8 protein-coding genes are annotated in these 12,305 nt (G+C 67.6%); 2 read left to right on the top strand and 6 right to left on the bottom strand.

Annotation, left to right across the window (positions count from 1 at the left end; translation table 11 throughout):
* Window positions 1-153 precede the first annotated feature (153 nt).
* A complete protein-coding gene (locus tag OO63_RS29475; RefSeq protein ID WP_031192761.1) occupies window positions 154-1,566 on the bottom strand; it encodes an aminopeptidase P family protein in 1,413 nt (470 codons plus the stop codon).
* A 130-nt stretch (window positions 1,567-1,696) separates the two neighbouring features.
* On the opposite strand from OO63_RS29475, the gene OO63_RS29480 reads away from it, so the two are divergent.
* Complete coding sequence (locus OO63_RS29480) at window positions 1,697-2,683, top strand: helix-turn-helix transcriptional regulator (RefSeq protein ID WP_031192762.1); 987 nt, start codon at window positions 1,697-1,699, stop codon at window positions 2,681-2,683.
* A 109-nt stretch (window positions 2,684-2,792) separates the two neighbouring features.
* On the opposite strand, the gene OO63_RS29485 is transcribed toward OO63_RS29480, so the two are convergent.
* The 4 genes from OO63_RS29485 to OO63_RS45625 form a co-directional block, all read right to left on the bottom strand.
* Window positions 2,793-3,590 carry a S1 family peptidase gene (locus tag OO63_RS29485; RefSeq protein WP_078619438.1) on the bottom strand — a complete coding sequence of 266 codons (798 nt, stop codon included), beginning with the start codon at window positions 3,588-3,590 and terminating at the stop codon, window positions 2,793-2,795.
* Window positions 3,591-3,645: 55 nt separating this feature from the next.
* Complete coding sequence (locus OO63_RS29490) at window positions 3,646-6,102, bottom strand: RICIN domain-containing protein (protein ID WP_031192764.1); 2,457 nt, start codon at window positions 6,100-6,102, stop codon at window positions 3,646-3,648.
* 193 nt (window positions 6,103-6,295) lie between these two features.
* Complete coding sequence (locus tag OO63_RS29495; RefSeq protein ID WP_078619439.1) at window positions 6,296-7,249, bottom strand: helix-turn-helix domain-containing protein; 954 nt, start codon at window positions 7,247-7,249, stop codon at window positions 6,296-6,298.
* 13 nt (window positions 7,250-7,262) lie between these two features.
* Complete coding sequence (locus tag OO63_RS45625; RefSeq protein ID WP_157854071.1) at window positions 7,263-7,508, bottom strand: spore germination YkwD domain-containing protein; 246 nt, start codon at window positions 7,506-7,508, stop codon at window positions 7,263-7,265.
* Between the two features lie 840 nt (window positions 7,509-8,348).
* On the opposite strand from OO63_RS45625, the gene OO63_RS29500 reads away from it, so the two are divergent.
* Window positions 8,349-10,646 (top strand): collagenase, encoded by a 2,298-nt coding sequence (locus tag OO63_RS29500; protein ID WP_031192766.1) that lies wholly within the window; start codon window positions 8,349-8,351, stop codon window positions 10,644-10,646.
* Window positions 10,647-11,566: 920 nt separating this feature from the next.
* Here OO63_RS29500 and OO63_RS29505 read toward each other — a convergent pair.
* Window positions 11,567-12,283 (bottom strand): hypothetical protein, encoded by a 717-nt coding sequence (locus tag OO63_RS29505; RefSeq protein ID WP_031192767.1) that lies wholly within the window; start codon window positions 12,281-12,283, stop codon window positions 11,567-11,569.
* Window positions 12,284-12,305 lie beyond the last annotated feature (22 nt).

Raw genomic sequence — 12,305 nt, forward strand, 5'->3', positions numbered from 1 at the left:
AGGGTGCCGTCGCGCGAGGCCGATCACAAGCAACCACGACGAGCTCGCTGATGCGATGCCACGGGGTGGGGGCTGGACCACGACGCCGCCGTTCCTCCCGCACGGCGGAACGGCTCCGGCGTCGGACGGGGCCGCTCCGGCGTGGCCTGCTGCTCAGCCCGCGAACTCCGCCATCCATGCCTCCACTTCGTCCGCGGACCGGGGCAGGCCCGCCGACAAGTTCTCGTGGCCGTCCTCGGTGACGACCAGGTCGTCCTCGATCCGGACGCCGATACCGCGCCAGTCCTCGGGCACGGTCAGATCGTCCGGCTGGAAGTACAGCCCGGGTTCCACGGTGAGCAACATGCCCGGCTCCAGCACGCCGTCGACGTACTCGCCGTTGCGGGCCTGCGCGCAGTCGTGGACGTCCAGGCCGAGCATGTGGCCGGTGCCCGCCATGGTGAAGCGGCGCTGCAGGCCGAGTTCGTAGGCGCGGTCGGCGGGGCCGTCGATGAAGCCCCACTCGACAAGGCGCCCTGCCAGGGAGCGCTGGGACGCCTCGTGGAAGTCGCGGTAGGCGGCGCCCGGCTTGACCGCGGCCATGCCGGCCTCCTGGGCCTCGTACACCGCGTCGTAGATCTGCCGCTGGAGGGGCGTGAAGGTGCCGCTGATCGGGAGGGTGCGCGTGACATCGGCGGTGTAGAGGGTGTGTGTCTCCACGCCGGCGTCGAGCAGGAGCAGGTCGCCGGGGCGCACCGGGCCGTCGTTGTCGGTCCAGTGCATGATCGTGGCATGCTCGCCCGCGGCGCAGATGGTGCCGTATCCGACGGCGTTGCCCTCAAGGCGGGCACGGCGGAAGAAGGTGCCCTCGATCCACCGCTCGGACGAGGCGACCGCCCGCGACAGCTCCCCCACGACGTCGGTGAATCCGCGCACCGTGGAGTCCACGGCCTTGCGCATCTCGGCCAGCTCCCAAGCGTCCTTGACCAGGCGCAACTCGCTCAGCGCCTCCTCCAGTTCCGCGTCGCGCTCCGCGTCCGTGACAAGGACGGCCTCCAGGGCCGCGTCGTGGCCGCGGACGATGCGGGTCGGCGCGCCGGAGCCCGCGGCCAGGTCGTCCGTGGCCGTACGGACGTCGCGGCAGGGCAGACCGAGGACGCGTTCCGCTTCGGCGAGCGAGCGGCGTCGGCCCATCCACAGCTCGGCCGTGGGCCCCGTCCAGAACTCGTCGTTGTCCCGGCTGTCACGGGGCAGTTGGAAGCAGAAGGCGTCGTGGCCGCCGTCCGCCCGGGGTTCCAGGACGAGGGCGCCGTCGCGGGCCTGGTCCCCGGTCATGTGCACATATCCCGAGTACGGTCGGAACGGATAACTGTCGTCGTTCGAACGGACCTTGAGGTTGCCGGAGGGAATCACCAGGCGCTCGCCGGGAAAGCGCGCCGAGAGCTCAGCCCGTCGCCGGGCCGCGTACGGGGCCTGTTCACCAAGCACGAGATCACGCCGCTCGGTGTCTGCCCACCCCGTCCGCATCAGGGTGGAGAGCTCTGCGGATATTCCTCGGTAGAGGCCGTTCTTGCGACGCTTCGCCACGTCGTGCACCTGCCTTCTCGTAAATTCCTCAGGGGTTGGGTCGGTGCCAGACCGTACCCCGTACGCCTCTCGCCGATGTCCAGAAACTGCCACTGTCACGAATCAGCCACCACAGCCGATAATGCGGCCCATGGCGAACGCGAAGCTCGGTGAAGCCCTTCGGCTTCTGGGAATCGGTCATGCGGCCGGACGGATCTACCTCGCCCTCCTGGAAGTGGCGCCTGCTCCACTGAGTACGGTCGGAGCCGCTGTCGGCCTCGGCGGCTCGGACCTCGCCACGGCCTACGGCGAACTGGTCGCCGCCGGGCTGGCCAGCGCCGCCGCCACCGGACAGGACGTGGTGGCACCGGTGCCGCCGACCGCGGGTCTGGAGATCCTCGGTCGGCACCGCGCCGTCGAGCTCGACGAGTCCCGGATAACGGTCGGCGGGGCGTTCGAGGCGTTCCGGCGGCAGCGGCTGGCCGCTCACAATGACGGCCTCGTCGAGGTCGTCACCGGTGATGCCATCGGACCCAGGATCCGTCAGGCCTGGGCCAGCGCCCGAGAACAGATCCGCCAGTTCGACTCACCGCCGTACTTCCCCATCCCCGGCGCCACCGCTGACGCGCTGGCGACCCTCGCCCGCGGAGTGACGCAGCGTGTCGTGTACTCGCGGGAGTCGCTGGAGCACCCGGGCCACCTCGCAGCGGTCATCGAGCCCTGCATCGAAGCCGGTGAACAGGCCAGGGTCCTGCCGTCTGTACCGGTCAAGCTCGTACTCGTCGACGATGCCTACGCATGCGTGTCGTTGTCTATCGAGGAGGCCGATGTCCACAACACCATGCTGATCGTGCAGCCGTGCGGACTGTTCTCCGCACTCGTGGCCCTGTTCGAGCAGGCATGGCAGAACGCGTTGCCCTTGCACAGCCAAGTCACTCCGCGGCCGCATGGCCTGACGCCGGCGGATCGGCGCCTTCTGCGCCTCCTCGCGGGCGGTGCGCGCGACGAGGCCATCGCGGAGGCAATCGGCGTCAGTCGTCGCACACTGTTCCGCCGGGTGGAGGTCCTCATGGCCCGCCTCGGCGCCACGACGCGCTTCCAGCTCGCGCTCCACGCACAACGCCGCGGTTGGCTGTGATCAGGCCGAGCGAACAGGCCGACCCGGGAACGGCCGAAGGCCGTCTCGGAACGCACCGAAACGGCCTACGGCCGGGTGACCGAATCTCAAGGCCAAGGCCACACGCCCACTAGACGCCGGCGGTTTCCCTGATCCAATCGCGGACTTCGACGATGTTGGTGTAGCCGCTCCACCACCCGGAGGGCTTTGGTCCGACCGCGCTGATGCCTGCCTGCACCCACTCGCCGGTCTGACGGCTTTGCACCCTCATGGGTCCGCCGGAGTCACCGCCGGCAGTGGTGCCGTTGCCCTCGCCGAAGCACAGCACGGCAGGGCTGGCAGGAGTGCAGTCGGTGCCGATGTTGGCGCCGGTGGCGTACTTGAGGTTGATGGGCAGGGGATGTCCCCAGTCGGGCCGCTCGGAGCCCCAGCCGTAGACCTCGGCCGGCTGCCCCTGCTCGACGTCGTCGGCTTCGGCCAGAGGGGAGTAGGTGGTCTCGATGTCCCGGTCCAGCTCGATCAGTGCGGCGTCGTAACCGGGCCAGTTGTAGTCGGGGTGCTGGATGACCCTGACGCCATGGGCGGTGAAGCCGCCCTGGGTGCGGTCCAGGGAGCCGATCCGCAGGAAGGGAGTATCGCCCGGTCCGACGCAGTGAGCGGCCGTCAGCGCCCAACGCTCGGCGATGATGGTGGCGGTGCACCGGTGGCCCTCGCCGCCGATCGACGCGATCCACGGCTTCTCCTCCGTGACCACCTCGCCGTCGACGATGCGCTCGTGCACACCGGAGGGGCGGGGAGACGGACCGCTGGCGGCAGCTGCGCCGGCCGGGGCGCCCAGCGCGCCCGCCGTCAGGGCCAGCAGGCCCGCGCCCAGCAGCACCCGCCCACGTATGAGCGAGCGTCCTCGTGCCGGTGAGGTTTCATGCATGTCTGGTCTACTCCTTTGCTTGCCTGAACGTTGACATCGTGTGCGGTGCGTGGAGCTAGGGAACGGGAACCAAGGTCCACTCCTGGTTGCGGCCGCCGCTGGACGGCCATTGGATGACGTTCGCGCCGTCGGCGGTGGATCCCCCCGCGAGATCGGCGACCATCTTGCTGTTGCGGTTCGTCAGCGTCGTGTCGTCGCCGGAAGAACTCAGTAGCCATTGCTGGTCGGCGCCGTGGTCGACGGTGGCCTGGACCAGCTGGGTGCCCTGGGTCGTGGACGCGTCGGGCACTTCGAGGGCCTTGCCGCTGCCCTCGTTGAGGAGTTGGTGGGCGCCGCCCACGGCCTTGAGCCGCCACCGCTGCGCGGGCGTTCCCAGGTCGCGCCACTGAACGACGGGGGCGCCGTCTGCGGTCGAACCTCCCCTGACAGCAAGCGACTTGCCGCTGTTCCGATTGACGATCTTGTACCGGTTGGTGGCGGGCGCTCCAGGCCTGACCTTGAGGTTGTCGAACTGGGCGCGGTCCCACTCGCTGACGCCGTACCCGATCATTCCGGCCGGATGGGTCGTGTCGTTCACGGTCCCGACGGTCGTGCCGTCGATACGAGCGGTGATCTTGCTGCCTTGGAAGCCCAGCGACAGCTTGTGCCACTGCTTGATTCCCAGCGGTGCGACGGTGCCCTTGGCGAGTGTGGTGAACGGCCACTCTTCGGTGCCGTTGACCCCACTCTTGAGGATGGACCACTTGCCGCCATCGCTGACGCGCAGGTAGTAGGCGTTGAGGCCGTTGTTGTTGCGGCCCTGCCGTCCGATGCGGCCGAGCAGCTGGACGTAGCCCGGCTCCTCGAGCATGGCGTCCGAGCTGACCGTGTAGTTGGTCCATCCGGCCTCGCCCATGTACGTGTACGGGGCGGGGTAGTTCTCACCGGTCCAGCGGATGGGCTTGGTGGTGGTCATCTGCCTCAGACACCGCCCCTTGCGACCGCCGCCGCATCGGGCGACCTCGAAGGCGCCGTTCATGTCGCTGAGGTACTTGCCCGGCCGCACCAGGCCGGTGGAGTCGAAGGAGTCCGCGTACGGCAGGCCGAGCTCGCCTCGGGGCGGTGCGGTCGCCGTGCCCTTGCCCTGCCCCGTGGTCGTGGTCAGGCTGTAGAGATGGCCGGGCTTAAGGGTGAGCGAGAACGATCCGCCGGACGGCGTGACGTCGGCCTGACGAACAAAGTGCTCCGCCGGGTCGTCCGACTTCATGTTGGTGGCCCAGACGTGAACGGTACCGGTGGAAAGGCCGCCGGAGACCGTGAAATCCGCGGTCTGTTCGCTGGTCGCGTCCATCGTCTCGATGACGCTGCTGTAATCACGCTTGTTGGGTGACTTCAGCGTCACGTAGCTGCCCTTCTCTCGGTCGTCCTCCAGGTAGCCGCTCGCGGCGTCGATGTACTGCCAGCCGGGCTCGGTGAACTGAGCCGTGTGGGCCATGGCCCAAGAGACCTTGCCGACCTGGTAGTTGCCGGACCAGGGCTGGTCGGCGAGCAGCATTCCGTAGGTGGAGAAGTTCATGTTCTGGTGGAGTGCGGCGACGACCGGCCAGCTGATGAACGAGGTCATCCTCCCGTCGAGGTAGCAGCGATTGACTCCGCGCGCGATCGAGGCGCCGCCCTTCATGTAGTCCACCGAGCCGCTCTCGCTCGCCGACAAGGGCTTGCCGAGCCCGACGGCGTCGTCCGTGCTCGGGCACTTGGCACCGGTCCCCATACCGTCATTGGTGTAGCCGCCCGGGTAGTGCGCACCGACGATGTCGATGGCGTCTCTGAACTCCGGGTCGTTCTTCATGTCGGCGGCTACGTCCCAGTTGGTCTCGGCGCCGACGATCTTTGTCGGGAGGCCGTCCGCCGCCAGAGCCTTCTTGAGGTCGACGTACCAACTCTTGTCGTAGCCGCGTTCGTTCCAGCCGCCCAGGTAGTCGATGGTCAGCCCGTGGTCGGACTTGGCATGGCGAACCCACTTGAGCAGGTAGTCGATCATGTCCTGGGACCAGAAGTCACCGCCGCCGATCCAGCCGGGGGCGCCCCATGCCAGACCGCCGAGCTTGATCTTCGGATTGCGCTTCTTCGCCTCCTTCATCAGCCACCATTCGTAGCCGCGCTGGTAGTTCTCCTCCTTCCGTGTGCGCATATGAGTGGGCTCGGCACCGTTGGTCGAGTTGGTGTCAGCGCCGATCTCGACCTTCAGCACCTGAAGGGAGGCTCCGTAGCCTGGTTTGAACAAGTAGTCCAGGATCTGGCTGCGTTGTGGTTCTGGATAGTCGATCAGCAGACGTGAGTTGCCGCCACCGCCGCCGACGGCTCCGACTCCGTCGAAGACCCGCCCTCCCTTGGCACCGTCGACCGGGATTGTTGTGGCGGCTCTGGCTGGTGTCGCGCCCCAGGCAACGTGCAGGAGGGCAGCCATCACTGCCAGCGCCGTGATGACGGCGCTCCAGCCACGAACCGCGCCTACCTCTGAGCGGATGGACATGGGACGGTTCCTTCCTGGCCTGTCCGGCCACGTCGGCGACCTCTTTCGCCGCTGCCACGCGGAGCCACTGATGCGCCCCGCTCACCAGTGCCGTACACGGAAGTCAGCTTCGGCCGAGAGCTGAATTGCCGCTTCACTTCCGCAGGTTGCCAGCCTGTTCACCGTCACGGTCAACACATCCGTCCCAGCGCCCTCACATCCGCGCAGGTGACGGGCGCAAAAGTGCATCCTGCCCACGGGAAGAGTCCATGAGATCCGGGGTTGCCGATGTGGTGGTGACACGGCGGAACTGCTGCTCGCGGAAGAAACTCGGCGACATCCCGCTGCGCCGGGTGAACGTCCGAGTGAAATAGGCAGGGTCCTTGTACCCCACCCGGCGTGCGATGGCCGCGACCGAGAGGTCGGTGGTGGCCAGGAGATCCTTCGCCGCGTTCATGCGGATACCGAGAAGGTATTCCTTTGGGCTGCAACCGGCGCTGTGGCGCACCAGGTCGCGCAGCTCGTCCGGGGTGAGCGACAGTCTCCGCGCGTGTTCGGGGATGGACAGGGACAGGAAGGCGTCGCGAGCCAGCGCGGCGAGCAGCGACCGACGTCCGTCGTCCTGGTCAACTCGGCTGCGATGCAGAGTAACAAGCAGTTCGTGAACGCCGGCCGCCACCTCCACCTCGAACTGGGGCAGAGCTTCGTCGGCGGCCAGAGCCATCTTGCGGACGATCCGGTGCGCGGGTTCGGCCGAGGACAGCGGGACGACGGGGTGCTCCTCATCGACGTAACCAAGCCGTTGGTACGCCTCAGCGGTGGGCCCCGTGAAATCGACGAAACACTCCGCCCAGCCCGGCTCGTACGGGCCGTAGCAGTGCTCGACGCCAGGCAGCAGCCACAGCAGCACCGGCGCCACGACATCGACCGGAGGCCGACCGCCCCAGGAGAACCAGCCGGAGCCGGACAGCACGATCACAGCGACATGGAAGTCCTGCGTGCGAGGGCCCACGATGGGAAGCCGTCCATGCTGCATCCCCACAGCAACGCAGGAAAGCCCCAGCTTCTCCTGCTCCGGCGAAGGAGTGAGAAAGCGCCACCAGTGCTCCCAGTGCTCATGACCAGGGATGAAGTCGATGTGTCCGACTGGACGCCGGGAGCTACCCATGGATCCTCCGGATCTACGTGACGTCGAGCTGCGAGGACGTTGGAAGTCCCGCCTCGGTGGAGTGTCCGTCCGCCCAAGAGAGGACGGCTTCGGCCGGTGCCCGTCGGCCATGCACCGGCATGGCCGACCTCATCGAGAACTGCCAGATCAGCGTCTCCGACGGGCCGTTGGCCTTAAGGCTCACGCCGGCACCGAAGTCCTTGTACGCGAAGTTGAGGACGTCGGCACGGTGCCCCGGACTGCGCATCCAGTCACGCATGGCGCTCTTGGGGCCCTTCAGCTACTTGTGAAGGTTCTCGCCCACGCCCCGTGGGATGGCCCGCCTTCCGCATACGGGCGTCGGCGTCCAAACCCTCGGCCTGACGTGCTGGTAGTCGCTCGTAGTTGTTGCGCGCCGCCATGTCCCGGGCGGGCGCCCGCGCGGCCGCTCGCACCCGTCGGTTCATACATACGGGGCTGCAACCCGCCTTCCTCCGTTCGGCGTTGACGAGCACCAGGATCTGACTCTCACACTCCGCTGCTTTGCGCGGCGTCGGGCGCCCGGGCGGCGCCTCAGGTGGATGAATCCGGGTCCGCTCGTCGTCACCGTCCAGGTGCATGTCCGCTCCACTCTCTGCTGCTCGTCGGGCAGTCCGACGCATAGGAGAGCGGGGGTCACCAGGGAGACAACACTTTTCTGCGGACATCGTCGCGACGGCCTACGCACCCTCCACACATCGAGCCACATGCGGCCGGATACGAGGAGCGGCAGGTGCTTCGCGCGAGGGGCCGGACGTGGCACAGCTCGCGAGAGGGCCGCCGAGGGTCCTTCTGATGGATCCGCGATGCGTATTGATGACCGGTCAGCGGCATCTTCCCGGAAGCTGAAATCTCACGAATCGATGACCACCAAGGGGTTGTCAGTGCAATGTCACATTACTACGTTACGCGTCATGGCGACTCGGTACATGTCAAGTGTCGTCAGGGGCAGGGCTGTCGGGTCGTCCATGCCGCCGCCTTGCCCTCGTTCGTCCGCACCCCCACACAGGAGTCCGTTGTGTTTCCATCGAGAACAACCAGACCAAACCGAAGAACGAGACCATCGCGCACGACGAGCACCGTGCGCAGAACCCTGCTCACCCTGGCCACAGCCGTGACGCTGTGCGTCACCGCGGCCCCGCTCGGGCAGGCGAACACCCCGCCACCCGATGCGATACGCCCGACCGCCGCCCCCGGCCCCGCCGCGCCCAGTCCCTACGACCACGCCGACCGCCTGGCCACCGCGCCCAAGCCCGGGGCCCGTGTCGTCCCGGCACCCGGCGGCCTCGCCGACGGCCGCATCCCCGGCCCGCGCACCCCCAAGCCCAAGTCCAAGGCCAGGGCCGCCGGGTGCACGCTCGACGACCTGACCCGTCTGTCCCCGCAGGGCCTCGCGGACTTCCTCGCTGATCCGGCGGTCACCGCCGACGGCTGTCTGCGCTCACTGATCTGGACCTGGGACCGGCGCCTTGCCCCGGTGATGTCCGACGCCCACGTCCAGGCTGTCTCCCGCCGCGTCAGCTCGCTCGCTCCGGGCCACGACGGCAAGAACGGCAGCCATCTCCTGGAGATGTTCACCTACCTGCACGCCGTCGCGTACCACGACTTCATCCGCGACGAGATCGACGTCACCGACCCGCCGACGGTCGCAGCCATGCGCCAGGCCGTGGATGCCTTCGGCACGGCCTCGCGCACCTTCGATGTCACCCGCGCCAACGCGGAGACGCTGCGCGAGGCTCTCACCGCGGCCGGTGCCCCCGGCCTGCGCCAGCACCAACTGGCTCTGGTGCAGCGGGTACTGAGGACCATGGACGCCAACCGCCCTGACACCTACAAGGACCGCTCCTGGGGCCAGGCCGTGCTCTCCGCCCTCACTCTCAACTATCTGGGCGTCTATCCCGGCAACCAGGACGCTGCCTTCCACGCCGCGGTAGCAAGAGATCCCTCCTACCGCGCCGCCTTCAAGGCGTTCGCGAACCACACCCACCTCAAGGGCACCGAGAACGAGAGGATGGCGCGCGACGCCATGCTCGAATACGGCCGCATGGGCCAGGTCGACGCGATCCGCGCCCAGATCGTCTCCGACCTCGGCCCTCTCCTCGCCGTCACTGCGCGCAACTTCGGCGACCTCAGCGGACCGTGGGCGAAGGTCGCCACCTGGCTGGTTCACTTTGACGCCTGCGCTCCGTACCGGGTGTGCAGGGAGGACATCGAGAAGCGTCTGTTCCGCCGCACGGACACCTACGGCAAGCGGGGCACGGACGGAATCATCGTCCGTTCCGCTCTCGACCGCGCTACCGTCGACCAGCTCTACTACGCCAGCCAGCAGGTCAAAGCCCAGTTCCATCGGGTCGTCGGCTCCCAGAAGCCGCTGCAGGGCGACCCCAACACCAACCTGAACGTGGTCCTGTACTCCTCCCGCGCCGAGTACGAGAACTTCCAACCGCTCCTCACCGGCCTCGACACCGACAACGGCGGCATGTACATCGAGCGGGGCGCCACCTTCTACACCTACCAGCGTCGCGTACCCCAGGACTCCTCCCTCACCCTCGAAGAGCTCTTCCGGCACGAGTACACGCACTACCTCAACGGCCGCTGGGCGGTGCCCGGCTTCTTCGGCGAGGGCCCCTGGTACCAGCGCGACCGGACCACGGCGATGGACGAGGGCACTGCGGAGTTCTTCGACGGCGCCACCCGCGACGACGGCATCAAGGTCCGCAAGTCGCTCGTCCAGGGCATCATCGACGACACCGCGGGCGGCGGCCCGCGCATGAGCGTCTACCAGATCCTGCACGCCACCTACGAAGGCGACGGCTTCCGCTTCTACGACTACGCCGGCACGTTCTTCGAGTACCTGTGGACCAGACACCCCTCCCTGCTCAAGGAGATGTACCGGCACCTGCGCGCCGACAACCCGGCGGCCTTCGACGCCTGGCGCGACCGGCTCGGCAGGGACAGGAACCTGCAGCAGAGCTACGACCGGTTCCTCGACGAGCAGATCGCACACGTCGACGACCTGTTCGTGCCGGACACCAAGTACGTCCCTGTGGGCCAGCTCCGCGACACCACGGCCACCCAGGTCCGCGACTCCATCCGAGCGACGACCGGCTACACCCCGCAGTGCGAGCCCGGCGGCTCAAGCGACCGCCCGCGCTTCACTTGCACCGGCGGCATCACGGCCCGGCTCACCGACGGCAGAGACCCCGACCTCGTCTTCAAGGAGATGTCCGAGACGGTCGACCACTTCATCCTCGACCGCGCGAAGGGCGGCGACAACAACCTCATCGACATGAACTGCTCCTTCGGTGAGGTGGACGTCTGGCCCGACGGACGGGCCGGCACGGCGGACTACCACTGCGACGGGCCGTTGCGCGGCTGACCTCCGCCACAGCACGCCAATGCCCGCGGCCCACCCGACCGTCCGGCACCCCCGGGTGCGCCGCAGGCCAGGCGTACGGTCGCGCTGATGTCTGAGCGGGGCGGGCGGCCTTGACGTCCGCCCCGCTCGGCAGGTCCGTTGTCCGTCGCGAGGCTGTGGATGAGATTCCGGCAGCCAGCGCGAGGGACGTACTCACTGCGGATATCAGGACGGCGCGTGGAAGTACACGCATCGTCGGATCTCCAAGACTGAGGTTGGTTGCGCAACGCTGGTCGTCAAGGACGACTGCGATGCGCCGTCCCCTGCAATGAGCGTGTCCGCGACAGTCCATGCCGGCGCCTTGCCCAATTCGCTACACCAGCCCTACGGCTGTGCCGCGAGCACCACCGCAGTGCCCCGAAGGCCCCTCCCTAGAACGTCACGCTGACGGCAGGTCATTCCGGCGGCCACCACGGCTCGCCGCGTGAACAGCAGCTCCCGTGCGCGATGTATGCCCTGCCTGGCAGGCATGGCGGGCGTCGGCTCGTACTCCTGGGTTCCCTCTGACTTCAGAGCGAATGCGGCCATGGCACAGCCCGGGCCTCGCCGAGCAACCTTCGGCGATTACTTCGGATCATCCAATCGTTAGCCTGGGCGTGTCGTTGAATGACGCCATTCGCCTTCACTTAGCACACCGGGGCACCGTGGATGGACCTGTCCAAGCACGTCGACTGATTCACTCCGCGTGTCGTTCAGGGAGATGCCCCTGTTGACGATAGGGCATCTCCTCCGGATGTCTGTCGATCCGAATTCGGCGCCACGCTGCATCGAATGTGACGTTTCCACTGCTTTCCCGGACAAGCTGGCGAGCACACCAACTAGTCCGAGGAGAGAGCAGCCACCGCAGAGCGGTCGTCTTCACTTTAAGGTCGCTTGCGTCGTCATGCGTCACCAGGCAGCGGGTGACTGGGCGACGTGTGGCCGTTGAGCAGGGCCTGCGCCTTGGCGGCGTGCTGGGGACGGTCGGCACCGCGCATGCCCGCAGCCAGGTACGCGTATAGCATCCGCTTCTGGGCGGGTTCAGGGAAACTGGAGAGAAACTCCCGTAGCAGCTCGAGAACTTGATGCTCAGTGCCCTGCTCGTGTGTAGGACGGTACCCCGCGAAGATCTCGGCGATGTCCTGCACTCTTGCCGTGTCCGGGAGTTCATTCCAGTCCGTGCCCCCACGCTCGAACCACCGGGCCAGGACAGCGGCGGGGTCAGCCAGTTCCTCGGCCAGCGCTTGCGTCATCTGCTGGCGCAGTGCGTCGGCCACGGCTTGACGGCGTTGGGCGTCGAGCAAGGTGGCGATCGCGGCCCGGTCGTCGTAGGACAGGGCGAGGCGGAGGTCAGCGCGGAACTCAACTGGTGGTTTGGTGGCCAGTGAGCGAGAGCGCGAGAGATGGCGCGTGCATATGTCGGATGCGGAGACGAGGTCGAGCGGGTCGCATTGGCCTGCGATGTCGTATGCCGCTTCGCGCAACGCCGCCCGGATAAGGCCCGCGACTTCCTCGGGAGTATCCGGATAGGGCGGTCGGGTGAGCACGGTGGCGGTGATCCGCGCGGTGAAGGCGATGCCAGGCCGGGAACTGGGCAGGCGGACATCGAAGCGAGACACGGCGCGCCGCAGTGTTCTTCGC

The organism is Streptomyces alboflavus (assembly GCF_000716675.1).
GTDB classification, from domain to species: domain Bacteria; phylum Actinomycetota; class Actinomycetes; order Streptomycetales; family Streptomycetaceae; genus Streptomyces; species Streptomyces alboflavus.

What these genes read in the sequence shown, in the direction of transcription:
- OO63_RS29480 (WP_031192762.1), top strand. Translation starts at nt 1,697, where the DNA reads ATGGCGAACGCGAAGCTCGGTGAAGCCCTTCGGCTTCTGGGAATCGGT.
- OO63_RS29490 (WP_031192764.1), bottom strand. Translation starts at nt 6,102, where the DNA reads ATGTCCATCCGCTCAGAGGTAGGCGCGGTTCGTGGCTGGAGCGCCGTC.
- OO63_RS29485 (WP_078619438.1), bottom strand. Translation starts at nt 3,590, where the DNA reads ATGCATGAAACCTCACCGGCACGAGGACGCTCGCTCATACGTGGGCGG.
- OO63_RS29495 (WP_078619439.1), bottom strand. Translation starts at nt 7,249, where the DNA reads ATGGGTAGCTCCCGGCGTCCAGTCGGACACATCGACTTCATCCCTGGT.
- OO63_RS45625 (WP_157854071.1), bottom strand. Translation starts at nt 7,508, where the DNA reads ATGCGTGACTGGATGCGCAGTCCGGGGCACCGTGCCGACGTCCTCAAC.